This is a genomic window from Marinicella marina, assembly GCF_030065545.1.
Taxonomy (GTDB): Bacteria; Pseudomonadota; Gammaproteobacteria; order Xanthomonadales; family Marinicellaceae; genus Marinicella; species Marinicella marina.
Map to the genome: position 1 here is coordinate 291,811 of NZ_JASJNC010000004.1, position 24,877 is coordinate 316,687.

Annotated in this window: 23 protein-coding genes and 1 other RNA gene; 5 read left to right on the forward strand and 19 right to left on the reverse strand. The window is 41.7% G+C overall.

What is annotated here, in order from left to right:
* Positions 1-265: 265 nt before the first annotated feature.
* The 4 genes from QNI24_RS08335 to yajC all read right to left on the reverse strand — a co-directional run bounded on the left by QNI24_RS08335 (position 266) and on the right by yajC (position 4,160).
* A complete protein-coding gene (locus tag QNI24_RS08335; RefSeq protein ID WP_267176104.1) occupies positions 266-784 on the reverse strand; it encodes a DUF4252 domain-containing protein in 519 nt (172 codons plus the stop codon).
* Positions 785-950: 166 nt separating this feature from the next.
* On the reverse strand, positions 951-1,901 hold the full coding sequence (gene secF / locus QNI24_RS08340) for a protein translocase subunit SecF (RefSeq protein WP_267176105.1): 951 nt from the start codon (positions 1,899-1,901) through the stop codon (positions 951-953).
* Between the two features lie 10 nt (positions 1,902-1,911).
* Positions 1,912-3,762 carry a protein translocase subunit SecD gene (secD, locus tag QNI24_RS08345; protein ID WP_267176106.1) on the reverse strand — a complete coding sequence of 617 codons (1,851 nt, stop codon included), beginning with the start codon at positions 3,760-3,762 and terminating at the stop codon, positions 1,912-1,914.
* A 68-nt stretch (positions 3,763-3,830) separates the two neighbouring features.
* The gene (yajC, locus tag QNI24_RS08350; protein ID WP_267176107.1) at positions 3,831-4,160 is read right to left on the reverse strand and encodes a preprotein translocase subunit YajC; all 330 of its coding nucleotides are present in this window, start codon (positions 4,158-4,160) and stop codon (positions 3,831-3,833) included.
* Positions 4,161-4,231: 71 nt separating this feature from the next.
* Here yajC and QNI24_RS08355 point away from each other — a divergent pair, with 71 nt between their 5' ends.
* The 3 genes from QNI24_RS08355 to yghU all read left to right on the forward strand — a co-directional run bounded on the left by QNI24_RS08355 (position 4,232) and on the right by yghU (position 6,439).
* A complete protein-coding gene (locus QNI24_RS08355) occupies positions 4,232-4,651 on the forward strand; it encodes a GFA family protein (RefSeq protein WP_267176108.1) in 420 nt (139 codons plus the stop codon).
* A complete protein-coding gene (locus tag QNI24_RS08360) occupies positions 4,644-5,462 on the forward strand; it encodes a M15 family metallopeptidase (protein ID WP_267176109.1) in 819 nt (272 codons plus the stop codon). Before QNI24_RS08355 ends, QNI24_RS08360 begins: the two co-directional genes overlap by 8 nt.
* A gap of 104 nt (positions 5,463-5,566) precedes the next feature.
* Positions 5,567-6,439 carry a glutathione-dependent disulfide-bond oxidoreductase gene (gene yghU / locus QNI24_RS08365; protein WP_267176110.1) on the forward strand — a complete coding sequence of 291 codons (873 nt, stop codon included), beginning with the start codon at positions 5,567-5,569 and terminating at the stop codon, positions 6,437-6,439.
* A gap of 79 nt (positions 6,440-6,518) precedes the next feature.
* Here yghU and QNI24_RS08370 read toward each other — a convergent pair whose 3' ends face one another.
* From QNI24_RS08370 to QNI24_RS08385, 4 genes are all read right to left on the reverse strand, one after another.
* Positions 6,519-6,830 (reverse strand): HP1242/YdcH family protein, encoded by a 312-nt coding sequence (locus tag QNI24_RS08370; RefSeq protein WP_267176111.1) that lies wholly within the window; start codon positions 6,828-6,830, stop codon positions 6,519-6,521.
* Positions 6,831-7,029: 199 nt separating this feature from the next.
* Complete coding sequence (locus tag QNI24_RS08375; protein ID WP_267176112.1) at positions 7,030-7,638, reverse strand: redoxin domain-containing protein; 609 nt, start codon at positions 7,636-7,638, stop codon at positions 7,030-7,032.
* A 7-nt stretch (positions 7,639-7,645) separates the two neighbouring features.
* Positions 7,646-9,673 (reverse strand): protein-disulfide reductase DsbD family protein, encoded by a 2,028-nt coding sequence (locus tag QNI24_RS08380; protein WP_267176113.1) that lies wholly within the window; start codon positions 9,671-9,673, stop codon positions 7,646-7,648.
* Between the two features lie 42 nt (positions 9,674-9,715).
* A complete protein-coding gene (locus tag QNI24_RS08385) occupies positions 9,716-11,356 on the reverse strand; it encodes an acetolactate synthase large subunit (RefSeq protein WP_267176114.1) in 1,641 nt (546 codons plus the stop codon).
* Between the two features lie 390 nt (positions 11,357-11,746).
* On the opposite strand from QNI24_RS08385, the gene QNI24_RS08390 reads away from it, so the two are divergent.
* Entirely contained in the window at positions 11,747-12,058 is a 312-nt protein-coding gene (locus QNI24_RS08390; protein WP_267176115.1) for a hypothetical protein, read from the forward strand.
* A 142-nt stretch (positions 12,059-12,200) separates the two neighbouring features.
* On the opposite strand, the gene QNI24_RS08395 is transcribed toward QNI24_RS08390, so the two are convergent.
* The 11 genes from QNI24_RS08395 to QNI24_RS08445 form a co-directional block, all read right to left on the reverse strand.
* The gene (locus QNI24_RS08395) at positions 12,201-13,340 is read right to left on the reverse strand and encodes an AlbA family DNA-binding domain-containing protein (protein WP_267176116.1); all 1,140 of its coding nucleotides are present in this window, start codon (positions 13,338-13,340) and stop codon (positions 12,201-12,203) included.
* Between the two features lie 2 nt (positions 13,341-13,342).
* Positions 13,343-16,576, reverse strand: a complete 3,234-nt coding sequence (locus QNI24_RS08400; protein WP_267176117.1) for a type ISP restriction/modification enzyme — start codon at positions 16,574-16,576, stop codon at positions 13,343-13,345.
* 67 nt (positions 16,577-16,643) lie between these two features.
* Positions 16,644-17,078 (reverse strand): terminase small subunit, encoded by a 435-nt coding sequence (locus QNI24_RS08405; protein ID WP_267176118.1) that lies wholly within the window; start codon positions 17,076-17,078, stop codon positions 16,644-16,646.
* 399 nt (positions 17,079-17,477) lie between these two features.
* Positions 17,478-17,669, reverse strand: a complete 192-nt coding sequence (locus QNI24_RS08410) for a helix-turn-helix transcriptional regulator (RefSeq protein WP_267176119.1) — start codon at positions 17,667-17,669, stop codon at positions 17,478-17,480.
* A 232-nt stretch (positions 17,670-17,901) separates the two neighbouring features.
* The gene (locus QNI24_RS08415) at positions 17,902-18,651 is read right to left on the reverse strand and encodes a hypothetical protein (RefSeq protein ID WP_267176120.1); all 750 of its coding nucleotides are present in this window, start codon (positions 18,649-18,651) and stop codon (positions 17,902-17,904) included.
* 3 nt (positions 18,652-18,654) lie between these two features.
* Complete coding sequence (locus tag QNI24_RS08420) at positions 18,655-19,455, reverse strand: hypothetical protein (RefSeq protein ID WP_283708620.1); 801 nt, start codon at positions 19,453-19,455, stop codon at positions 18,655-18,657.
* Positions 19,448-19,909, reverse strand: a complete 462-nt coding sequence (locus QNI24_RS08425; protein WP_267176122.1) for a DUF6795 domain-containing protein — start codon at positions 19,907-19,909, stop codon at positions 19,448-19,450. The genes QNI24_RS08420 and QNI24_RS08425 overlap by 8 nt, the downstream gene beginning before the upstream one ends.
* On the reverse strand, positions 19,906-21,153 hold the full coding sequence (locus tag QNI24_RS08430) for a tyrosine-type recombinase/integrase (RefSeq protein ID WP_267176123.1): 1,248 nt from the start codon (positions 21,151-21,153) through the stop codon (positions 19,906-19,908). The genes QNI24_RS08425 and QNI24_RS08430 overlap by 4 nt, the downstream gene beginning before the upstream one ends.
* A 161-nt stretch (positions 21,154-21,314) precedes the next feature.
* Positions 21,315-21,667, reverse strand: a transfer-messenger RNA (tmRNA) gene (ssrA, locus tag QNI24_RS08435).
* A 130-nt stretch (positions 21,668-21,797) separates the two neighbouring features.
* Entirely contained in the window at positions 21,798-22,550 is a 753-nt protein-coding gene (locus QNI24_RS08440; RefSeq protein ID WP_283708621.1) for a LytR/AlgR family response regulator transcription factor, read from the reverse strand.
* On the reverse strand, positions 22,543-23,616 hold the full coding sequence (locus QNI24_RS08445) for a sensor histidine kinase (protein ID WP_267176125.1): 1,074 nt from the start codon (positions 23,614-23,616) through the stop codon (positions 22,543-22,545). Before QNI24_RS08445 ends, QNI24_RS08440 begins: the two co-directional genes overlap by 8 nt.
* A 194-nt stretch (positions 23,617-23,810) precedes the next feature.
* On the opposite strand from QNI24_RS08445, the gene QNI24_RS08450 reads away from it, so the two are divergent.
* On the forward strand, positions 23,811-24,713 hold the full coding sequence (locus QNI24_RS08450) for a Vgb family protein (protein ID WP_267176126.1): 903 nt from the start codon (positions 23,811-23,813) through the stop codon (positions 24,711-24,713).
* Positions 24,714-24,877: the final 164 nt, after the last annotated feature.

Genomic DNA, 24,877 nt, shown 5'->3' on the forward strand with positions numbered 1-24,877 from the left:
AATCTTCAAGACGAACTTGTCACTTGAAATACAAAAATTGGATGAATTAATTCACCCTGCTTTATAGACACAATTATGCCTTTAAAAGGTGTCGCGCCTACCGCCAAACAAGGGTATTTCCTCCTACCTTCACAGTCGCAACGAAGCAGCACCGCCCTGGACACAATAAAAAAAGGCGTTGCACCTTCATCAAGTACAACGCCTCTGGGTTTGTGATCGGAACTCCGTTAAACAGCTTGCGCCAAGCCCGATTCACAAATGCAGGTTACAGATTCAAAGCCAAGCCCTCTAAACCATCAATATCGATATCGAAATTTCCTGAAATGTCTTTTAAATTAGCCACATCTATCTCACCATCCATGCGAATAAAAACGAATTCATCACCAGGCTCATAAACCATGATGGATAAATCACTCAAGCGGGTGCCATCGACTTTTGCCATGATGCTGACTCGCTCATCACCATCAGCCACTTTGACAATTTCCTCAACCCCATTTCTCGATAGGTTGCGCTTCATGTCTTTCATCCAATCACCCAAGTCTAAATCATTGACCTGTTCGGTCAATTCATAAACCGAGATGGATAAATCACTCAAACCTGATAACACAGCCTGCGCCTCAGGCTCGTCTTTGGTGAACATATTGGCCAGACCTAACATACCTGGCCCCAAAGTGATTTTAACGTTGGCCTCAACACCTAAAATTTCCTCCAACTCATCGAAGTCATTGGCCCAGACTACAGAAGCGCTCATTGCCATCAGTAAAACCATCAATAATTTTTTCATAACTACCTCATTTAATTTAAAAATCAGAATCCGCCATGGATTTATAGTTTTAAGACGAAGTGTTGATGACTTTGTTACAAAATCATTAAATAATATTTCCATCAAATAAATATCAGACACAAAAAAAGCCCGACCAGCGGGCTTTTTCGATGGATAAAGCACTTCTTTATGGAATATGGTCCAAATTGGCGCCCTCTTTCTCAATTGGGATTAAATCTTCGCGACTGATTCCCAAAGCCAAAGTGGTGGTACTGGCCACGAATATCGACGAGTAAGTACCTATCACCACACCCACGATCAAGGCAAATGCAAAACCATTGATCAATGCGCCACCCAAGAAATACAGGGCAAACAACACCAACATGGTAGTGAATGAGGTAATCACCGTACGCGATAAGGTTTGGCTGATGGAGCGGTTAATCACCTCTTCTGTGGTCGCTTTGCGGCCTTTTCTGAAGTTTTCACGAATCCGGTCAAACACCACGATGGTGTCATTCAAGGAGTACCCTATCACCGCCAATAAAGCTGCCAGAACGGTCAGATCAAATTCTACCTGCCAGATGGAAAATACACCTGCTGTGATGATCACATCGTGCACCAAAGCTGCAATGGCTCCGAGGGAAAAACGCCACTCAAAACGAATGGTGACATAAATCAGAATACCAATGATGGCATACAACAAAGCCAATGAGCCTTGTTCAACCAGTTCTTCTCCCACTTGTGAGCCGACAAAATCGACTTTGACCAGTTGCGCTGAAGCGTCGGTTTTTTGCATTTCTTCCAACATCCTGTTGCTGAGTTTGTCATCATCCAGCGGTTCACCGGTCTCAGCATCGAATTGTGGTGGCACCGTGATTTCAATATCTTGGCTGGTACCAAAGTTCTTGACCACCAACTTGTCATAACCGGCAGCTTCTAATTGTTCTCGTACATCACCGACCGAAGCGGCTGAGTCAAAATTGACCACCATCACCGTACCACCAGTGAAATCCAGACCGAAGTTCAAGCCCCTGGTAATCAGGGAACCAAATGAAATCAATATCAGTATCATGGAAATGACCAGTGCCCCACGTCGATGCCCCATGAAGTCGTACTTGATGTTTTGTAATATATTCATGTCAGGCTCCTTATATCGCAATCGATTGCAAGCGTTTCTTGCGACCATAGATTAAATTAACAATGGCTCTTGAAACCACAATGGCCGTGAACATCGATGTCATGATACCAATACTCAAGGTCACAGCGAAACCTTTGATGGGTCCAGTACCAAATGCAAACAGCACAACCGCCGCAATCAGCGTGGTGACGTTGGCATCAGCAATGGTCGAGAAAGCCTTGTCATAACCGGATTTGATACTGCCTTGAACCGTATTACCCTCACGCAGTTCTTCCTTAATCCGCTCAAAAATCAACACATTGGCATCCACCGCCATACCGACGGTTAAGACGATACCAGCGATGCCTGGTAAAGTAAGCGTAGCTCCGAATAAAGACAAGCAGGCCACCATCAAGACCACATTGATGGTCAATGCGATGTTAGCAATCAACCCAAACATGCGGTAGTAAAACAACATAAACACCAGCACCATGGCCAAACCAATTTGTACTGACATCACACCGCGATCAATATTTTCTTGACCCAATGAAGGACCAATGGTCCGTTCTTCAACAATCTGTACCGGTGCCGCCAAAGCACCAGCTCGCAATAACAATGCCAACTCAGAAGCCGCCTTTTGTGTGCCCAAACCGGTGGTTTGGAAGCGGTTGGAGAAGATGCCATTGATGCGGGCATTACTGATAACTTCTTCCTTCACTCGATACTGCATTTCACCAGTAACCTCATCTTTTTTGAGGGGTATTCGTTCTTTCAGAACCACGCCCATCAGGTTACCCACGTTGTTTTTGGTGAACTCTAGCATGCGGGCTGCCCCCATGCTGTTCAGTTGGACCGATACCGCAGGGGAGCCTGATTGTTGATCAAAAGTGGCTTGCGCATCAATCAGTTGATTACCGGTAGCAATCACTCGGTTTTTCAACAACACAGGAACGCCTTTCTCATAATACAATGTTGAACCAACCGGAGCGCGTCCCGTTTGTGCGGCCAGTTGGGCGTTGTTTTCCATGTCAGTGGGACGGTATTCCAAGGTGGCTGTCGCATCAAGGATGTTTTTCGCCGCGGTGGTGTCTTGTACGCCAGGCAGTTGCACCACAATACGCTCTAAACCTTGGCGTTGAATGATAGGCTCTGCCACGCCAATTTCATTGACCCTCGATCGCAGGGTGGAGAGGTTTTGAGTCAGTGCGTTTTCTTTGATTGCGTTCAAAGACTGCTCGGTCAATAAACCTTTCAAATCAAAACTATCACCACTTACTTCAGTGCTGATGGTCAACTCAGTGAATTCTTCTTCAATCAAATCAACGGCTTTGTCCAAATCTGCCTGCGTTCTGAAACCCACTGTGAGTTCATTGTCCTTCCACAAGATTTTTCTTTTAGGGATTTTTTGTTTGACCAAAGTCGCTGTGACATCTGATCTGATCTGCCTTTTCTTATTGGCCGTGGCGTCTTTCATATCCACTTCCAATAAGAAATGGACACCGCCACGTAAATCAAGACCCAGATTCATGGCACTGCCGCCTAAATCTGCCAACCAGTCTGGCACGTTGGGTTTCAAATTCATCGCGGTATCAAAGCCGCCTAATTTTTCTTTCAATAAATCCTGCGCTTTGCGCTGTGCATCCAGGTCGCTGAATTTCACCACCGCTGAATCACCATCGATGACCACCCTATCGTGTTCCAAACCAGCGTCGGTAATGAGGGTCTCAATGCGTTCCAAGGTGTTTTCAGTAACCGCGACGTCATCCTTTGCAGAGACTTGTACCACTGGACTTTGACCGTAGATATTTGGCAGGGCATATAAGGCGCCCATGCATATCACCGCCAGAATCAGCAAGTATTTCCATAATGGATATCGATTCATGTTGTTCTCTTTTTAGTTATTATTTTGGCTGATTCACACCAGCCTGATTATGATTGAATATACAATATTTATTTGAGGGACTTGATGGTGCCTTTAGGTAAAACCTTGGCCACCGCACTCTTTTGCACATGAATTTCGGTACCAGCAGCAATCTCAACTTTGATAAAAGCATCATCCACAGCCACAATCGCACCCAAAGTGCCGCCATTGGTGATGACTTCATCGCCAACCGCTAGATTACTCACCAATTCGTTGTGAGCTTTCATGCGTTTTTGTTGTGGACGGATCAACATGAAATACATGATGACAAAGAAAATACCAATAAAAATAAATGAGCCCATTGGGTTGGCAGCTTGGCCTCCAGATTGAGCCATGGCATCTGATATAAAAAAATTCATCTTATAGTCCTATTTCTAATAAAATAAAAGCGCGGTATTATACCCCACAGTCCTCGAGATATAGGAATGAAATGATTAAAAGTCAAGAGCACAATGCATCAAGCACCTCAAGCCTGATAAATATCACGGGCGGTTGTCACTGTGGTGCCGTTCGCTTTTCGGCTCAAGTGCCACAAGATACCGTAGTTTTGGCCTGTAACTGTTCCATTTGTGCCATGACTGGTTTCCAACATCTGATTGTAAAGCACCAAGCATTTAATTTAAGCCAAGGCGAAGACAAACTCAGCAGTTACCGCTTTCATACCCAACAAGCCAACCATCTGTTTTGTTCGGTTTGTGGCATAAAATCATTTTATCAACCACGGTCTCATCCAGATTGCTGGAGCATCAACATCAACTGTATCGATAAGCAGGCAAACATCAATTGGACCATTGAGCCTTTCGATGGTCAAAACTGGCAACAAGCCAAAGGGGGGTTAACACATGATTAATATTCAAACGGATCGACTTAACATCAAACCAACACACAAAAACTGTTGGTCCATCTTCGACCAACAGGATGACACATTGATTGGCAAGTTGTTTTTTCGCAACCACTGGTTCAACATCATCCTTAAACCCCAATCACTGCGCTTAGGGGTAGCCACTGAGGCCAGTTATGGGCTAATGAAAGCCATCAACAGTGAAAAATACATGGCCAAATCATCAATCCCACACGCCCAACAGTTCCTTAAGGAGCTTGGTTTTGAGCCCAAAAACAAACACTTTGAAGTGACCATTGAACAGCTACAACAGCCTGATTTGTATCAATCTTTGAACCACAAACTGGGCATCGACACCGAACAATTAAACAACCCAAAATACCACACCACAGCGCAGTTGGTTGACAGCGATGTTGACTGTTTCCAAAGGCCCACAAAGCTTCACCCAAAAGCCAATCAGGCATGGCAAAGCATGAAACAATCTGCCAATAAAGACGGTGTGAATTTACAACTGGTTTCCGCTTTCAGGTCAATGGGCTACCAAGCCGGCATCATCCAAATGAAAATCGACCAAGGACAAATCCTGCAAGAAATTCTTCAAACCAATGCCGCACCGGGACACAGCCAACACCACACCGGCTGCGCCATTGACATCACCTCAGATGACTTCGAACCGCTGAGCGAATCATTTGAAAACAGCCCCGCCTTTGACTGGCTACAAAATCATGCGGCTGATCATGGCTTCACCATGAGCTACCCCAGAGACAACGACCAAGGCATCATTTACGAGCCTTGGCATTGGTGTTATGCCATCAGGTAAATAACTTCTTTGACATTAAATTCATAAAACATGACCATAATTAATTGCATGAAATTTCCCCTACCCCAGGTCAATTAACCTCAAAGAACTATCAGGAATGAATCATGAGCGAAGAAAAACAGTATGAACCGCCCAAAGTGTGGCAATGGAACAAAGACAGTGGCGGTAAATTTGCCAACATCAACCGCCCCATTGCCGGTGCAACCCACGAACAACAACTAAAACAAGGCCAGCACCCTTTTCAATTGTATTCACTGGCCACGCCCAACGGCGTTAAGGTCACGGTGATGTTCGAGGAATTGTTGGAAGCTGGCATTCATAAGGCCGAGTACGATGCTTATTTGATTGACATCAGTGAAGGCGATCAGTTTGGCAGTGATTTTGTGGCCATCAACCCCAATTCAAAAATCCCCGCACTGCTGGATGTCAGTGGTGATGAGCCTGTGCGGGTGTTCGAATCCGGCGCGATCTTGTTGCACTTGGCCGAAAAGTTTAATGCCTTTCTACCAGAGGACCCCAACAAGCGCACCCAATGCCTGAACTGGCTGTTCTGGCAAATGGGCAGTGCACCCTATTTAGGTGGTGGTTTTGGTCATTTTTACGCCTATGCACCGATGAAAATTGAATACTGTATTGATCGCTTCACCATGGAGGTCAAACGTCAGTTGGATGTATTGGACCAGCATTTGGCGGATAATGAGTACATGTGTGGTGATGAATACAGCATCGCTGACATCGCCATTTGGCCTTGGTATGGCGCATTGGTTTTAGGGCAATTGTATGACGCCGCAGTATTCATTCAGGCCGATAGCTACACCCATGTGGTGCGTTGGGCAGAAAATATCAACCAGCGCCCTGCGGTCAAAAGAGGCACCATGGTCAATCGCGCCTGGGGCGAGAAATCCCAGCAATTACATGAACGCCATGACGCTGCAGATTTCCATAACAAAACCCAAGACAAGTTGGCAGAAAGCTAAAAAAACAAAACCGCAAATGAAAAGCCTTTGATTGGACATCAAGTCAATCAAAGGCCTCCAGGCACAACAAATACAGCACTTAACCGGCTGCTTTTTGTTTCTCTTTCAAACGTTTTTTCTCAGCTTTCAGGGCTTTTTTCTTCTCTTTCCTTTTGTGTTTGAGAATCATGAAGTGCAGTTCATCTTTATAGAACAAACGTTTTTTCTTCAAGCCTTCAACATAATCATCGGCATGGTTTTCAATGCCCTGTTGAATGCGGGTCAACTCATGCGCTAACTCATCGTATTCATCGAAAAAGCGAGCGAAATGGTTGTTGTTCATTTTTAAGTGTCTGATTTCAGACTCGTACTCGGGAAATTCGTGGTGTAAATCGTGTTTTTCGCCAAACATTTGTTGCTCCATTGTTTATTTAAATGATGTAAACAATATAACAACAAATCACACCCGGAAATTTGACCGATATCAAGTCAGTCAGCTAAGGGTGAAAATGGGGCCAATAAATTGCTGCTCGGACTGTTTAGATTTTTTGCAGCAGTTAAACAAAAAAAGCCCAAAAAGGGCTTTTTTGACTGTTATAAATTTAGCGATATCAGTATTTTACGGAACAACCATAAGGTGGTGTGGAAGTGACGGCTATGTCACTGCCTTCGGCCATCGCAGTTAAGGTTGCTGTGACGTAATTGGTGGCACCTTCTAAAGATTTTGGATTGAATGAAGGTTTGTCATCTATCGCACCATCGTATTGAATCATGCCGTTGGCATCGATGATGAACATTTCAGGGGTGGTTTTGGCATCGTACAAACGCCCTACCGTACCGTCATAATCAAGCAGACGCGCGGTGGCTTTGGCACCATGTTTTTTAATGATGGCATTGGCCTCCTCTGCCGAAGTATGACCCTGCTTGCCTGGCGCAGATGACAAGATGGTTAACCAGATGACCCCGTCTGCTGTGGCATCGGCTTGCAGCTGTTGCATGTTGCCACTTTCATAGTGTTTTTTAACATAAGGGCATTCATGGTTGGTCCACTCCAGCACCACTGTTTTGCCTCTGAAGTCTGACAATGAGTGACTGGTGCCGTTGGTATCTACCAAGGTGAAATCTGGTGCCATCACACCGGCTTTACTGGCCCACAAAGGTAAACTAATCACCATCAAGACCAAGCCGCTCAATAAAAGATTTTTGTTTTGTTTTAACATGTCCGAATCACTCCGATTTATTGGCCACATAACTTTCAATGATGGCCGGGGTTAAGATTTGTGGTAACACCTGTGGTTCAGGTCGTTGACCAGTTGTTGTATCCTTGGCGCCATAAAATACATAGATAGGAACGCCATTCCTTTGGTATTTTTCAAGATACTGCGTGATTTCTGCATCAAAATCCGTCCAATCTCCCTTTAAATATTGAATTTTTTCATCCATAAAGAGCTTTTTGGTCGTCTCGGTATTCAATGCGACTTGTTCATTGACCTGACAAGTGATGCACCAAGCTGCTGTCATATTGACAAAAACCGCCTCATCCTTTTCCATCACTGCGGCATATCTGTCATTGTTAAAGGCTTGCCAGTTGGGTGCTTCTGCCGCATTTGATTGGGCTTGATAGACTGCATAAAACGGCCACAACGCCAACAACAAGAAGACCCAACCACTCCAACGAACCCTGCCGCTTAAGCGCAACAACCAAATACCCAAAGCCAAGGTTACCAAGCCCATCAACACCACCAACACCCCATAGCTATCAGCCTGAAAACTCAATACCCAAACCAGCCAAGCGACTGTTGCCAGCATCGGGAAAGCCAAGAATTCTTTGAACTTCATCATCCAAGCACCCGGTTGTGGCAACCATGAGCGGGTTACCGGGAAGCTGGCTAAAAGCAAATACGGCATGGCCAAACCAAAGCCCAATGCCAAGAACACACTGATTGAAACATAGACAGGTTGTACCAAAGCATAACCAATGGCCACGCCCATAAAAGGTGCGGTACATGGAGTGGCCACCAAAGTAGCCAATACACCGGTGTAAAAAGAACCAGAGAGGCCTTGTTGATTGGCCAGTTTTGAGCCCACATTGGTCAAGCCCGTACCGAATTCAAAAAATCCAGCCAGATTCAATGCCACCAGGGTTAATAAATAAATCAAAAACATCACAAACAGCGGACTCTGTAACTGAAAACCCCAACCAATTTGGGCACCAAACGTTTTCAACCCAATCAACACCAAGGCAATAATCAGAAAACTGACTAAAATACCAATCGTGTATGCCCAACCGTGCAGCTTCGCCTGGCGCGCTGATTCATCTTGCATGTGCACCAAATTCATGGCTTTCAAGGCCAGTACCGGAAACACACACGGCATCACATTCAACACCAAACCACCCAGCACCGCCAACAACAAGACATATAAAAACGAGGTGTTGTTATCTAACGCATTGAATGCCTGGTATGTGGCTTGCAGTTCAATGCCGTTGCGCTGGCCGCTGGGGTCCTTATAAGTAATCACCACAGCACTGTTGGTAATTTCATTCACTGCTATATCGCCTGTTGATTGGCGAATTTTCCATTGGTTCGGTGTCAGTGATGTCTCTGCTTTGGCAGAATTATTAACCATGCCGCGTTCGGTAAAAAACAGCTCAACCGCACTCATTTGGTCCAATGGCAACAGGCTTGCTGCCACATCCACAGTCAACACAACATCACTGCCATCCAGCGTATAGTTAGTTGACCAGCTTTGTGGCACCGGCAGTTTCAGTTGTGCCTGACTGATGGTTTCAGGCTGTGGCGTTTGATCACTATTCAAAACCAAAGTCGCTTGGTGAAATTCAGGCAAACATATTTCCTCACACACCAACAAACTGATATCAGCCAGTAGCTCAAACGGGCCATCAGGAATGTTATCTGGCAAGGTCATTTCCTGCAATAAAACAACCTGATTCTCATAACCATAATTGGTCAAGGGACCAAACGGAATTTTGTGTGGGATCGGCCACTGAATCGGCGTGGTATTTAAGCCTTCGAGCCCCGACCAATAAACTTCGGTAGCCTCTCCTGAATCACCCGGATTAAGCCAATAAACATGCCACTTAGGAGCGATATTTTGAACCATCCCTACCGTGATGCGATCACCGCCGGAAACTGCGGTTTGATCAGCAACCATTTCGATTTGCACATACTTTTGTTCTGCTTGACTGGCTGACATCACCAAAGCCAACAAAACAAACCACACCGTATTAATCATGTTCTCTCTCATTAAGTAGTTTTTGTAATCAATCTGAACCCTTTAATCAATGCTTTCAATGGCTTGTTTTACCACCGGCGCTAAATCATTGAACAAAGAATTGGCCGCATAATCAATACCCATCTCAATCAAATGCACCCCGCCCTGCTCAACACATGCCCCAATACAATCGCCCAAAGCGCTGACATCATCAATGCGGTGACCTTTGGCACCAAAACTGTCCGCCATCGCAGCGAAATCAGGGTTTCCAAAATCAAGCCCGTAATCATCGAAACCATCCATCTCTTGTTTCCACCTGATCATACCAAACTGATCATCGCGCAAGATCAACACCACCAAATTCAAATTCAACCTGACCGCGGTTTCAAAATCCTGACCACCCATCACAAAACCACCGTCACCACAGACCGCCAGCACCGGCCGCTCGGGATAAACCAGCTGGCAGGCTATTGCCGCGGGTAAGCCGGCGCCCATGGTCGCCAGGGCGTTATCAAGTAACAATGAATTTTCAATGTGCGCGCGGTAATGGCGTGTGAACCATATTTTATACATACCATTGTCTAAAGTAACCATGGCATCACTGGGCAGCGCCTGACGCACTTGTTGGATGATTTGTACCGGATGCGCCGATGTCATCAGAGCCACTTCGTGATCATCGAAGGCTTGTTTGATGGTTGTAAAAGGGCTTTCATCTAGCGGCTTGAGTTGTGTTCCCAAGACCTGAATGGTGTGTGCCATATCACCAATCAAAGCCCAATCAGGAAAATAGGTGTCATTCAAAGCCGGCTTGGTGGTGCTGATGTGAATCAACTCTTGGTGCTTGCCACAGGCCATAAGCGGTGGCTTTTCTGATTCATTGTGCCCCACCATAATCAACAAATCAGCCGCAGCCGCCATCTCATGCACAAAATCATCTGATGACAAGGCTGTGGTACCCATGTATTGATCGATGCGTTCATCCACCGCCCCTTTGCCCATCTGGGTCGTAGCGAATGGCATGTTGGTGGTTTGAACCAAGTTTTTTAATTGTGCTGCCACCTCGGTCTCTTGTGCGTGCTGACCCAAAATCAACAGCGGCTTGTTCGCTGCATTGATGCGCTCAACCACATCATTGATGGCTTTATCATCGGCCAACTGATTGGGGTTAAACTGGTAACTCTTCAGATCTGAAAATGCATCGCTCACCGTTTCATGAGCAATGTCTTCAGCCAGTTCTAAATGCACCGGACCTGGGGTGTGATCAGTGGCTGTGTTTAACAGGTGATAAACCACAGATGGCGTTGAGTCGGCTTTCATCAAGCGCTGGCTCATCAAGGTCACCGGCTGCATCGCCTCAACCACATCCAGCATTTGAAAATTACCCTGCTTGATTTGTCTGACCGGTTTTTGGCCACTGACTACCAACAAAGGCATTTGGCCCAGATAAGCATAAGCCACGCCGTTAATCGCATTCAAGGCACCTGGGCCCAAGGTGGTTAAACTGACACCCGGCACACCTGTGAGGCGGCCCATGTTAGCAGCCATGATGGTGGCACTTTGTTCATGTCGACATGGAATGAAAGTGATAGCAGAATCTTTCAAAGCAGCCAACAAATCCAAAGTCTCTTCCCCTGGCACACCAAATACATGGGTGACATCAAAAGCCTCTAAAGACCGAATCAAAACCTGCGCAGCATTTGACATAAGCATCCTTTTATTCAAAAACCATCATTTTGACAAATCCCGCGTCAATATTATGTCCTCAACAGCACCATGCAGTTTAACTTTGATTCATTCAGGCAGCATGGCATAAAGATTCTGTTTAGGTCAAAAAAACAACGTTCATTGGTAGTGCATATTGTGGTGTTGGATCAGCAGAAAAGAGCTCAGGTATGGTTTGAAAGCAGCATAATTTAATCTTAACAAACTCAACCAACACCACCCTATCTCATTGATTTAATTGATATACATTCCATTTGCACCATTTTGTTCCAGTTCTTTGCTTAACTTTTTCATGCATCCATCATTTAATCAAAGCCTGCTCAACAAATTTGTTGAGCGTTAAAACTAACTATCAGATCAAAGAGGAAAATTATGAGTAAAACTAAATTATTTTTAATGGCCTTTGCCATGACTTTATCGTTCGCTACGTTCACTGCTGATGCAGCTTGTACAGGTTGTACACCCATTGGCATCGGTGTTGGACCAGATGATGACATCATCGAATTTGGCTCTTTCAGCGCCACAGTAAGATGGGTCAACCCACACGAAGGTCCTGATGGCCGCTACTACACATACAGTTATTTGACACTGACTGGCACTACCATGGCTTACTGCCAACAACAAGTGAGTGCAGTTATGGGTAATGGAAACGTTTCTGTAGTTTCCCCCTGTCAAGCTGATTGAAGGTATAGAAACTCAGGAATAAAAAAGGCCGCCCTGAGGGTGGCCTTTTTTGATTGGTGGAGACGGCGGACAACGAACTAAAGCGGTAACCATATGATTTATATAATATTGATTTAAATACAATTTTATAGCACCCCCATATCTACCCTTTTATTAACTGTTTATAAAGTAAAGCTGCCTTAATAGAATCTTCAATATCATAAATATAAGAGTTTCCAGATTGAGCAATTTCTTGCTTTAAAAGATTAATGTATGAGGGAGAGTCAATTTCATCTAGTAGATGATAATTTGATTCAAGATAATATTCAAAATTTTCTTTTTCTTCCAAATTATTAAATAGTATAAATAAGTCATTGGCCGCAGTTTCAACAAAATCAAATTTCCCAAATGTAACCTGATTTAAATAAGCACCCTTAAAAGATGATAAGTCGTAATAAAAAACTCGTATTTGATTTGATCCAGCATAAACTGTAAATTTATCAGGATCAGGAAGGGTTATTCTTGTTTCATCAACTAAGACATAATTAATTTGGTTTAATACTGTTGAATGAAATTTAAATTCTACTTGTCCAATTCTGCTATTTGAGTTGGTATAACAAAATCTATAAATTTGATCATTATCTGATGCTGTGCCACTGTATTTCAGTTGATATTCTGCATGAACTCTATGATATGCCCATTCATGATTATTAAAATCACGTTCCCAATCGTCAAATTCATTCAAAAGCTGATTAAATTTCTTTAAGGGCTCTTCATCAATACCAAGTCTTTCTCTCCACATTTTTTCAAGTAAATATTCATCGGCACTTCTATCAATTGGGGTATTGGTATCTAACACTCGGCTATAAGTATGATAAGGCTTAACGACTTTAGGTTTTCCAACACCTATTATTTTTTTATTACAGCTAAACTCTTCAGTTAAATAGTATGGTTTAAACTTTGTGTCAAATATTTTTAATACCTCAATTGTTTTTCCCTCTATATCAAAAGTATAAAGCTGAATATCTGGTCTCCTTTCACTTACAAACTTCTTATCCCTTAAAAAGTTTATATAGTCTATTTGTTTTCTTCTATTTGGAATGTGGTCTACGCCTTTTATTTCACAACCGGATTCTGGATCAGTCACACCGAATATTAAATATTTATCTTTCATACATACTGAATTAGCTAAGCATAAAATATCATGTAACAATTCCGCCTTATTTACATGAGGTTCAGACTTGAAATCCCAGTATTCGCCTTCTCTTTTTGATTCAATTAATTTTTCGATATCATCAATCATAATTATATGAAATCAATACTATCAATCTCTTTCATCAAACGATCAGTTTCAGTTAACGCCACAATTATTTTTTGGTAATATAGGATGTCATCATAGCTCAAATTTCGACCTTGACGGTCTTTGAGCCATTTCTGGGCTGGTTGGTAACCACCAATATAAAAGTTCCAAGCCAGTTCGGGTACGTCATCGAAATACTGTTCATCGTTAATCCATACTTTGCCCAAACTCCTGTCGTCTTTATTAGGTTCAAAGCCGATGCTTTTTTGGGTCATTTTGCGGCTGACCAAGTGATCGCCCTCAATCGGATAGGTGGTGATGTAGTTTTCACTGTCAGGACTTTTAATCAAATGCAACAAACGAATCTGACAACCGAGTTTAACCAACTGCCAGAAAGTGCTGGCGTCTTTGGGGTACGGTACACGTGGAAAGTCGATTTTGAGGAATTCTTTATATTTATCGCGGTAACTGGGTGAGTGTAACACCGCATAAATATAATCCAAAAGATTCAAGGGTGTAAAAAAATTTCGATAAGCATCAGTAACTTCAGAGCTATCAGCCAAATATGTATTGCCTACTTCAGGTTCTTCTGACAGGAATTCAAGCTTCAGGTTTTTTGCAATGGTTTTGACCATTTCTGAATTCAAATTAGGAATTCTTTCAGCATTTATAAAGTTATTTTGGCTTTCTGGATAAATATACAATGGAAAGAAATACGGAGTGCCCTTACTACTCATGAATGTTCTATCCAATATGAGCCCCCTTGTAATTAAACAATAGCTAAAATCGTTTAACTTAAATTCATAATGCCTCATTGAAACTAGTGAATAATTATCTCCTTTGAGAAGGTTTTTTGCAGTTGAATACCTGCTCCTCTTTAAGGCTTCATTGTCATAATATAACCATCTATTATCAAATGGTTTGTAAGTAAATTTTAGGACTTTTTCTTCGTTATAAACTGAAGTTTTAAACTTTGCTAAACTCCACCCAGCTGTATCAGTTAATCTATATTTCAATCTGATTTCACTTTCAATTTTAGATTCAATTACTTCCTTAATTCTCATCTGTAGCTTAGATTTTTCAAAGTCAGTTACTAATTGATCTTTACCTGTTTGAACTCCGCTATTGCTTTGTAAATAGAGTTCATTTATTGAAAAGTAAGACTCGTAAATTTGCTTGTTTTCAATATCTTTTGGAATGAAAAAGTAGAATGGTTTTTCATTACTTAAAATTGTCCAATCGATATCGGTTATGTTTTTAGAGGATAAAAAAGTGTATTTATTATACCTTTTACCATATAAGTCAGAATGATATACTTTGGCTAAAGGTTTGTTTTTAATAACTCCACTTTTTACCAGGATGTTAATCGAAACACCTTGCATAATATCAAATATATTTTGATCTGGAGACCCGTCTGGGCAAGTCTCTTGCCTTTTGGAATCCCCGTGAAGATTCAAGATATAAATTTTATCGAAGCTTTCTAGTAAACTTTTTCTCATTTGACGGTGTGTAATGCCTTCAATAAAACTATTATTGGTGATATAAGCTAATACGCCAAAACCATTTTTATCAATAAAGTGTTGCCCATACCGTATAAATTTAATGTAATCATCGTCTAAGTTAATTTTTTTTTCATTTAAATTCTTCTTATAATCGGCTATTAGATTTTGAATCCAGTCATTTTTATTTGAACTACTTACAGCATATGGCGGGTTACCAATCACGCACATCACTGGCGTGTCATTTTTAATATTGTTGGCGGCTCGAGATTCTTCACTTAACCATTGTGAGAAAAAAATGTCATTTGTGTCTGGATGGTATTCTTCTAAAGAGTTGGTCAGATAAACGTTTAGCCTTTGGTTTTTTTGCGCTTTATATTCAGTTTCTTTCAGCAATAAATCTAGTTTTAGATGTGCCATGGCATAGGAAGCCATCAACAGTTCAAAACCGTTTAATCTTGGAATGAGATGTTCATCAACATATTGAGACCAAACACCTTGTATGGCTTTGAATTTCTTTTCGTGAATGAATTTCACTACGGCAGCTAAGAACGTGCCTGTACCTGTAGCAGGGTCTAAAATTTGAACTTTGTGAACTTCTTTATCAACAAGCTTGGTACTGGCTTTAGATTGTTTGCTAGTTGTGGGTACTTCAACTTTAATTGTGGTTTTAGAAGTGTCAGCCAAGCCATCTTTTAAATCAAATTCTGTTTTTAAGATATCATCCACCGCACGCACAATAAAATCTACCACTGGCTCAGGCGTGTACCAGACACCACGCGCTTTTCGCAGTTTCGGGTCATAAGCGGCCAAAAAAGTTTCATAAAAGTGAATAATAGGGTCTTGGGTTTTGGTGCTTTTACCAAAGTTTTTAAGTAAAGCACCGACATTGGTGGCTCTGAAAACTTCGGCTAAATTATCAACAATCTTTTTAATACGGTCATCAATATTCGGCCCAGCTATTTCACTAAATAAACGCTTTAAAAAAGGGTTGGATTTCGGGATTAATTCAGCGGCTTCTTGGCGACTAAAATTATCTAATGTTTCATCATGTAAACGTGCTGCAAACATGCCATAAGCGACGGTTTGTGCATAGATGTCAGCAAATCCTTTGGGCTTTAAATCATGAATCAACATGTCTTTAAATGTCTTGTACTGGCTGATTAACCAAGTGTCTTCAGTCGATAACTGCTCTTCTTTTTCATCATGTGTGACTGCTAGCTCAATGACATTTTGTAATAGCTTTGCTTTACCTGCCATCATTTCAGCCAGTTTTTTAGATGACTTAATTGATTGGGTGATAAAGGTACAGAAATCTTCAATCAGGTTTTCAAAATGTCTGAACTGATCTGGTTTGGTTATGATTAATCCATCCACTATTTCAGCCAGTCTGATTTCATGTACCAATTCACCTTCTTGAAAAAACTGAAACCACAAATAATCTGTAATAATCAGATTATCTAAAGCGTTTTTATAACGAGTGAATTGTTCTTTATAGCTTTTACTGTTTAAATCTTTATTGATGTCTTTGGCTTCAATAAAACCAATTGGGATATCACGTTTAGTGATGACAAAATCTGGATTGCCACAATCTGTGACTTTGGAAGGTTCATTGGTCAATTCAACACTGGGTACAATTGATCTGATTAATCGCTCTAGGTCTGAGCGGTAGGTATGTTCGCCTGAAATGCCAGAATTGAAACGTTTGGTGACTGATTCTAAATATTCTTGTAAGTCCATGATCCCTTTTATGATTTTTGTATTTATTTTCACATAACATCATAAAGCAATCAGTTACAAATGAGAACTACTCTTCAAGTCTGGCTTTAATATTTCTGATCGACTCCCTTAATTGTTCATCAGTCATTGAATCATAGTCAGTGTCATCAAAGTTAGTTCTCAGCTCCACCACAGTGATTTCATTATCTTTTTTAACTTCTTTCTTTTCAGTATAACCGTGATTATTGATGAGCATCAACTTAGTCAACATGGGGTTGATTTGGCAGGACAAGCCTCTGTTTAAGAGTGTTCTGTGCTGTTTTGTCTTGAGGCGCTCTAAAGCGTGTAAAAACTCTTTGTTTTCTGGCTTCTGAGACCAATTGTAGACTGTCTTTTTACAAACCCCGACAACATCACTAAATCCTTCAACAGTGGGTATCACGTCGCCGTGTGTTTCATATTCGCCCATGTAATCAATCAGCTGTTGCGTTGTTTGTTCGTTGTACTTGGTTTTTCTGGCCATTCTCTCACTCTAAAATACTAATAAATCTATCTATATACATACTTGCTCTTTGGTGAAGTTTGGAGTTTTAGGCATAGGGGGATCATCCTGAAGCTGAATTATATTCATATCAAGTGATCCACTATGCCATCAACATTAATCAACTTGCCCTTCGGAGCCAGCTCATCGTCTCAGGCGGTTGATGTCACATCGTTAATAATTAACCATGTCTCTATGCATCAACCTCAACCGCTACTTATGACAGATAGAGCATTCTGCCAGCGTACAGGCTTCGGTCTTTCGAGGTGCCTTTTGGCTGTGTACGCATCCCCCAGTAACCATACTTCATAAACGCTGTCGTTATTTAACCCGACCATTCACAAAGGTTTAATTCAGGGAACCAATAATTATCAATCGTTTTTAATGGCTGTCTTGTTTCCGAGCCTCTAACCATTCATTCACATCTTCCAAACTCCAAGCCGACACACGCACACTCAGCTTAATCGGCGCAGGGAAGCGACCTTCTTTGATCATTGAATAAATGGTGGACTTAGAGAAAGGAAGGTATTCCTTCAAGTCATTCCATCTGATGTATTTAACTAACTGGTTCATATTTCATCCGAATTAAACGGGGTTGAACTCAATCAAACACTGAATTCATAAACCCTTTTTACAGGTGATGAAAATAGGAACACAATGGGATAAATGAATTAATTGGAATTAATTAGAATTAATTGATAAGTAGTTGTATTGATTGGGTTTTATTGAGTTTAAAACTTGATAGGATATTTTGAATTATTGAGTTTCCTATTGGGGATTTCCTACTCAAGTAGGGCTAAAATGCTCAACGAGAGACACAAAACACCACCAACTCGGCAGATTTTTCCCGAACACCTTGGTTTGGATGGTTCTGAAAGCGTTTATAAATTTCCTTACCATCGATGATAGTGTTTTTTAGTTTTTCATCATTCTGAGCAGCATGAGTACATAAGTTGACAAAATGAATCAAATCAAAAAGCAAAGGACTCTTACCAACATAAAAACTTGAGACATCCACATTTTCAATGATGTAATGAACGCATTTCACGGCATATGGTGTGGATGAATATACTGTATATTGATGCCAGGGTCTGGCATATAGAAAATCATTAATAGCATCTTCTCTGGCATCTAAGAATTCATCTTTTTCGTTAATCAGATTAGTTAAGTATTCTGGTGAATCTGTGGCTTGTCCGTATGCATGTTCTACTTTATCCCATGGGAATTGATTAAAAAAATGTTTGGCTTTAATTAAGGATTCTTTTTTTGCAGCTTTAAATTGCCCACGCCAATAAATGGTTGAAACAAAAAATAATAAAAGAATGAACGTGTGTGCCGAGAATACAAATACAACACCGCCTTCACCAAATAAGTGTTTCAACAAATACATACATCCTATAGCCAATAATGGCATTGTGAAAATGCTATGTATAATGCTTCTTCCTCTTTGAACCTGACTGGGTGACATTACATTTTCAAACTCTTCTTGATAGTTTGGTAAAAATGTAGGAATTATCCACGTAATCAGGATTGTGACTATAGTTATAACTTCCATGCTTTAGTTTGTTTTTTTGTTGTCAGAGTATGAGACATATTGCTGTTTGTTAAAAAACTTATCAACTAAATCTTTTGTTGCGTCTTGCTTAAAGTCTTTTGGGTTTGACTTACCCAGCTTCATCCACAAAGAATGCCTATCAGGCCAATCACTTTCTCTCATGTCCTTGCAACCATCTGTGACTGCATAATCATATTGTTTTTTCAAAAACTCTAACAATGCCATTTCACGCCTTTCATGTGTGTTTAACTTCTTATCTTCTTCCTTGATTGGAAAACCTTTGATGGTGTTGTAAAGCACATCATTTGTGGCATGTTCTGGAAAGACTTTAGAATTAGGGTCATTCATGACTGAGAAGATGTGACCAATGGATTGAACTTTGTGATCAGTTACTGAGAAGCCCTTGTTTATCAAAGTATTTCTTAAACCTTCATAAGCTACAAAACTTACCAGTACACCAAAATAATTATCTTCTTTCCCATCTTCTATTGCTTTGAGAAAGTCTTTCATAAATCCTTCATCGTAGGGCAATCTTTCTGGTGTGAACATGACAAGCTCCTCACTCATGATAGCCGGAACAAATTGGTATGTGTTTTCGAACAACCTTTCGTGAAATTTGATGTGATAGTCTTCTGAATCTTTGAGATGCGCAGTCTCAGCGGTGGTTAAATGAATCATGGCCAAACCAAAAGGAATGTAATCCCAATACTGCTTTTTCATAAAGCCTTCATTACTAAGGTCAAAGACTTCTCTGAATGCTTTGATGATGTCTAGCTGTTGCTGAGTGATTGTTTGTTCAGTCATATCTATTAACCTCACAAATTCCAAAACCATCGTAAATCACATTATCATCTAATTTTCGTTGGTTCTTTAGGTCGCATTTCGCCGTTATTTTTAATGGTGAATAACCTATACCCTGAGCAGTCCAGCCATTGTAGTATTTATCTTCATGTTTAATACAAAATCCCCACGTCTCCAAGGGATCACCGAATACGATAAAAAATCTAAAATCTTTATTCCCCTTGAAATAAAACTTACCATCTTTGTCTGTTTTCGTTGAAAATTTAGATTCGCCACAATGGTTTTTACCCTTTATCTTGTGAAGATGAACTTCAGCACCTACAACAGGTATTTGATTGAAAGTAACAATTCCATTCGCTTCTGGGATAACTTGTCTTGTATGGGGTGCAGGCATGGCTACACACCCAGAAATTGTTATTACAATAAACAAGCCAAAAAAATTCCTGTATAGATTCATGATTTCTTCCTAGCGGCTTGGTTTCTTTCACCAATCGGCACAATTTTATTAACATCCGAATCAACCAAGTCAGCCCACTGCTGAAGCATATCGGCGCGGTCAATGAGGTATTCGGCGCGGTTATAGGCGGCTCTGACTTTGTTAGTTGGTACGTGCGCCAATGAGCGTTCTATCCAGTCAGAATTAAAGTTCATTTCATTTAATATAGTCGAGGCTGTAGCTCTTAGGCCGTGAATGGTGGTCTTTTCCGCCATGTTGATTTTCTTTATTACGCTGAGCATGGCATTTTCTGACATCGGTTGTTTATGGGGTTTGTGATAGCTGGCAAAGATAAAAGGATATGCGCCGTTCATTTCGTACAAATTTTTTAAAACTGACATGGCTTGTCTTGATAACGGCACAACATGATTTCTAGAGGCTTTCATGCGTTCTTCAGGAATTTCCCACAGACCATCATCCCAGTTGATTTCATCCCAAGTGGCGAACCTGACTTCACTGGTTCGTGCCATGGTGTACATAACAAACTTAATAGCTAAAACGATTGTGCGGTCACTGGTGCAGTTATCAAGGGCTTCCATAAACTCAGGTATATCTTTACGCTCTAAAGCCCTATAATTGGCTTTCTTGTGGCTGGTGAATGCGCCTTGTAAGTCAATGGCTGGGTTGTATGAAGCGCGACCTGTGATGATGGCGTATTTAAAAACCGCTTCACAGCGTTGTCGCACCTTGTTTACGATGACCAATGCGCCACGGCTTTCAATACGGCGCAATACCTTTAACAATAATGGTGAATTAATATCATCCATTTTGTGTTTACCAATGTGAGGGAAAATATCGCGTTCTAATGAATGCAAAACCTCTTTGGCGTGTTTTTCAGTCCATTCCGGTGATTTCTTTTTGTGCCATTCTCTGGCAATTGATTCAAATTGATATTCTTTTTCTTTGAGCTTTAGTTTTTGGGCTTGCTTTTCTGCTGAAGGGTCTTTGCCTTGATGCAATAATCGCATGGCTTCAAGGTGTTTCATTTTGGCATCTGCCAAACTCACCACAGGGTATTTACCCATAGATAAAGATTTTTCACTGCCTTCAAAGCGATATTTATAACGCCACAGTTTTGAACCTTTAGCAGTGAGCAATAAAAACAAGCCATCACCGATGGTATATTTTTTCTGTTTACCGTTCTTCTCAGGCTTAAGGTTGCGGATAAATACATCCGTGATTTTCTTAGGTCTTTTTGATGTCATTTTAAAAAATACCCCCAAGGATAGAAAAAATACCCCAATAATACCCCCAGATTCAGCGGATGTTATTGGACTGCAAAAGACATTATTATACCACGGATGTGGTTAAGATGATGATATATGGTGGTTTATTGGAAGTTAGAATACGTCCTTGTACTCTGGATTGGTGGAGACGGCGGGAATCGAACCCGCGTCCGCAAGTCCTCTGCTTGAGGCTCTACATGCTTAGTTTTGGCTTTTAATCTTATGTCGGAAGCTCCGCCAATCAGGATTTACCGACACCAGTTCAGATTTAGTTTAACCCAGTGCGTCTAAACAGCACACTGAGCGATCTTGCTGGTTATGACGGACAGTTCACGAACGCAAGAAATCGCGAGTGCCCGTTAGCATTTATGCTGCTAAAGCGTAGTTATCGTCGTTTGCAACTATAACTTTGACATTGAGTTTTACGAGGTATGTGTCTCCCTCGGCATGCACCTACAAGTTTCGTCACCCACGTCGAAGCCAGGTCGTCCCCTTGTATGATTGATAGTAATATGGTGTCGATGACGCCAATATCAAGTTTGGGTATTGTAGCACCCTATTGACCCTTCACAAGTAAATATAAATGTAATCGGTTGAATCTACTCTTAGTATCAAGCAATGAACTACAGGCCCAGCCGTGAGAACAAGCGGTGTTTATAGGCGCTGGACAGTTTCACTTTCTTGCCATCAGTCAGAATGATGTGCTGGCTGTTTTCATCAATGGTTTTCAGTTCTTTAACAGCAGCCAATCTGACAATGGCTGAACGATGCACACGACAGAAATCAGAATCAGCCAAGCGGTTTTCAAGATGACTCAATGAAACCCTGTGTAAGTCCATACCTTCGGCATGATGAACCTCGGCGTAATTACCGCATGATTTGAACAGATAAACGTTTTCAACTGAGATGATTTTGATGGATCCAACCGCCCGAATCACCAACTTTTCAATGGGGCCCTCTGATTGCAGTTGTTGTTTCTGCCAATGTTGTAATTGTTCATTGGGTTGACTTAACTGCGATTCCAAACGCATGATGGTTTGTGCAAAACGTTCGTCATCGAATGGTTTAAGCAAGTAATCCACGGCAGATAATTCAAACGCATTGACCGCATACTCATCAAAAGCAGTAATAAATACCACCAGCGGTGCATGCTTCAGCGCCATGATCTCTTGTGCCAACATCAGACCATTCTTGCCTGGCATTTGTACATCTAAAAAAATCACATCTGGCTGAGTTGATTCAATCACTTTGAATAATTCTCGACCACTGTGCAATTCGGCCACCACCTGCCATCGACTGTGCTCTTGTAGAGCAGCACGAATATTAATCCTTGCTAAGGCCTCGTCATCAACAATCAATGCTTTAATTTCAGTCATCATCATGCGCTTTGAGCGGCAACTCAACAGTGGCTTGGTAGCTGTTAGCTTGAGATAATTGTTTTACTTCACTGTTTGTTCCAAACAACAGCGCCAACCTGGCTTTGAGGTTTTTCAGTGCCACGCCCAGGCCTTCTGAAGTATTGGCTTGGCTTGATGGGTTCACACTGTTTGTCACTTCGATCCTTAGCTGATTATTCGAAGATGTAATTACGACATCAACCACCAACTTATCTTTCTGTTCATCCATGCCATGCACAATCGCATTTTCAACCAGAGTATGTAATACAAAGGGTGGGCATTGCATGACTTTTAAGTCATCACTACAGGTTAATTTAAATACAAACTGTTCGCCGATGCGCATTTGTTGAAGTGCGACATAGTTTTTTATGAAGTCCAGTTCTGCTGCCAAAACCGTTAAATTTTTTTGACTGGCGTTGACAGCATACCGCAACAAATCACCCAACCTCGCAATGGCTTGAATCACCTGCTTTTTATCAGCCACTCGAGTGAGCCCTGATATGGCATTGAGACAATTGAACAAAAAGTGAGGGCTGAGTTGGGTCTGCAGTGCCAACATCTTCACTTCAACCTGCTCTCTTGCTAGTTCACTGGCTTGTAACGTCAACTGTTTAGAGCGCTGCTGAAAGATAATACCTGCACAAACAATAAAAACCAAAATATACAACAGCACATTAAAAAAGACATAAACGTATTGGATGCTGTCAAAAATATGCAACAAATGAGGCAGTTCCCTGCCCTCTATCAGCGCAATCACCAGACGATCTAACAAGGTAATCAAAGGAATACTTGTCAAAAGACCCGCAATAAAAACCAAGGCACTATATAAAACCCTGCCAGCGTTGATTGGCTGCCGCAAAAAACGATACAAAACTGCAGTCACCAAGGCCCAGCCGGCATAGACCAAAGCCGTGGTAGTCACCACAGCCAGATCAAGTTTGAAACCGGTGTTGAAGCGCAGAGCGTCTAAATACAAGCTGAACAGGTACAGCGCACCCACCAACAGCCAAAATAACAACAACCATGCATAACTACTGCGCTTCATTAATTCCTATTCTTTCCTCTCATCAACTGTGCTCGAGATTACACAAATTAACCCATTCAAGCAAGCTGCGAATTGAACATCACTCCAAACCTGACGTTCAGCCCACCAAACCAGACATCCATCACATGGCAGTTGAGGCATACATTCAGGTTGAACATACTGTTTGTACTTCAAACAACAAACCAAGAGGTCTTATGAAAATCACATCTGTTTATCAAAACTTTATCACCACTGTGCTTTGCAGTGTTTTGCTGCTGGGTTGTGCAACCCAACTCAAAGCCCAACCTGAGCGCTTAGAGCGCACCTTACCATTGGCATTTTTAAATTTTGATGCGCTGTTAGGCACCGAAGATGGGACTGTTTTTGCTGCCGAAGGCTTCAATGGCAGTCGAATCTTCGAAATCAAACCCGATGGCAGTACCACTGTGTATGCAGAGGGTTTGAGCGGTCCCATTGACATGGCTCAGGACTTAGCTGGCAATTTATTTGTCACCAACTTCCTCAGTGCCAGTGTCTCAAAAGTCACTCCAGATGGCGTGGTCACTGCTTTTGCTGAAACCCTGCCGTTCCCTGCTGGCATTGTGATTGATTCAGCTGGAAATTTGTTTGTGTCCCAGTATGGCCCAACTGATCCAGTGACCGGGTTAGGTACGGGCAATGCAGTTGAAAAAATAACCCCATCTGGTGACGTAACTCTGTTCTCACAAGGTGATCTATTGGCAGCGCCCGTTGGCATCACTTTGGATGATGAAGGACAGCTGTATACAGCCAATTTACATAACGGTCGCATTGTTACTTTTGATGAAAATGGTCAACAAAGTTTTGTCGCCAGACCCACACCACCAGAAGCTTTCTTTGCTATAGGTCACCTTGATTATGCTGAAGGACGTTTATATGCCACGGGTATTCAAACCCAGGCCCTCTATAAAATAAACCCTGCCAATGGCCGCTTCAGAACCAAGGACATCAGTGATCGTGTCACTTTCCCTAATGGCATAACCTATGACCCCAGCAATCAAGCCATGTTGGTGGCACCAGGTTTTTCCAGTGTGGCTGGCTTAACACGTTACCCAGTCAGACCCAGGCCTGCCCAGTGAGATAACTATGTTCAATGAGATAACTAATTAATCACAATCAAAAAGAACACATCAATTAATTTGTTGTGTTCTTTTTGATTAATCATACATCCACATGCATGAGCGGACTTATGCTGTGATCTGACGATTCATTAATCAACTCTCTGAATTCATAATTGGTCAAT

Coding starts and splice junctions, on each gene's coding strand:
- QNI24_RS08335 (WP_267176104.1), bottom strand. CDS start 784: ATGAAAAAATTATTGATGGTTTTACTGATGGCAATGAGCGCTTCTGTA.
- secF (WP_267176105.1), bottom strand. CDS start 1,901: ATGAATATATTACAAAACATCAAGTACGACTTCATGGGGCATCGACGT.
- secD (WP_267176106.1), bottom strand. CDS start 3,762: ATGAATCGATATCCATTATGGAAATACTTGCTGATTCTGGCGGTGATA.
- yajC (WP_267176107.1), bottom strand. CDS start 4,160: ATGAATTTTTTTATATCAGATGCCATGGCTCAATCTGGAGGCCAAGCT.
- QNI24_RS08355 (WP_267176108.1), top strand. CDS start 4,232: ATGATTAAAAGTCAAGAGCACAATGCATCAAGCACCTCAAGCCTGATA.
- QNI24_RS08360 (WP_267176109.1), top strand. CDS start 4,644: ATGATTAATATTCAAACGGATCGACTTAACATCAAACCAACACACAAA.
- yghU (WP_267176110.1), top strand. CDS start 5,567: ATGAGCGAAGAAAAACAGTATGAACCGCCCAAAGTGTGGCAATGGAAC.
- QNI24_RS08370 (WP_267176111.1), bottom strand. CDS start 6,830: ATGTTTGGCGAAAAACACGATTTACACCACGAATTTCCCGAGTACGAG.
- QNI24_RS08375 (WP_267176112.1), bottom strand. CDS start 7,638: ATGTTAAAACAAAACAAAAATCTTTTATTGAGCGGCTTGGTCTTGATG.
- QNI24_RS08380 (WP_267176113.1), bottom strand. CDS start 9,673: ATGATTAATACGGTGTGGTTTGTTTTGTTGGCTTTGGTGATGTCAGCC.
- QNI24_RS08385 (WP_267176114.1), bottom strand. CDS start 11,356: ATGTCAAATGCTGCGCAGGTTTTGATTCGGTCTTTAGAGGCTTTTGAT.
- QNI24_RS08390 (WP_267176115.1), top strand. CDS start 11,747: ATGAGTAAAACTAAATTATTTTTAATGGCCTTTGCCATGACTTTATCG.
- QNI24_RS08395 (WP_267176116.1), bottom strand. CDS start 13,340: ATGATTGATGATATCGAAAAATTAATTGAATCAAAAAGAGAAGGCGAA.
- QNI24_RS08400 (WP_267176117.1), bottom strand. CDS start 16,576: ATGGACTTACAAGAATATTTAGAATCAGTCACCAAACGTTTCAATTCT.
- QNI24_RS08405 (WP_267176118.1), bottom strand. CDS start 17,078: ATGGCCAGAAAAACCAAGTACAACGAACAAACAACGCAACAGCTGATT.
- QNI24_RS08410 (WP_267176119.1), bottom strand. CDS start 17,669: ATGAACCAGTTAGTTAAATACATCAGATGGAATGACTTGAAGGAATAC.
- QNI24_RS08415 (WP_267176120.1), bottom strand. CDS start 18,651: ATGGAAGTTATAACTATAGTCACAATCCTGATTACGTGGATAATTCCT.
- QNI24_RS08420 (WP_283708620.1), bottom strand. CDS start 19,455: ATGACTGAACAAACAATCACTCAGCAACAGCTAGACATCATCAAAGCA.
- QNI24_RS08425 (WP_267176122.1), bottom strand. CDS start 19,909: ATGAATCTATACAGGAATTTTTTTGGCTTGTTTATTGTAATAACAATT.
- QNI24_RS08430 (WP_267176123.1), bottom strand. CDS start 21,153: ATGACATCAAAAAGACCTAAGAAAATCACGGATGTATTTATCCGCAAC.
- QNI24_RS08440 (WP_283708621.1), bottom strand. CDS start 22,550: ATGACTGAAATTAAAGCATTGATTGTTGATGACGAGGCCTTAGCAAGG.
- QNI24_RS08445 (WP_267176125.1), bottom strand. CDS start 23,616: ATGAAGCGCAGTAGTTATGCATGGTTGTTGTTATTTTGGCTGTTGGTG.
- QNI24_RS08450 (WP_267176126.1), top strand. CDS start 23,811: ATGAAAATCACATCTGTTTATCAAAACTTTATCACCACTGTGCTTTGC.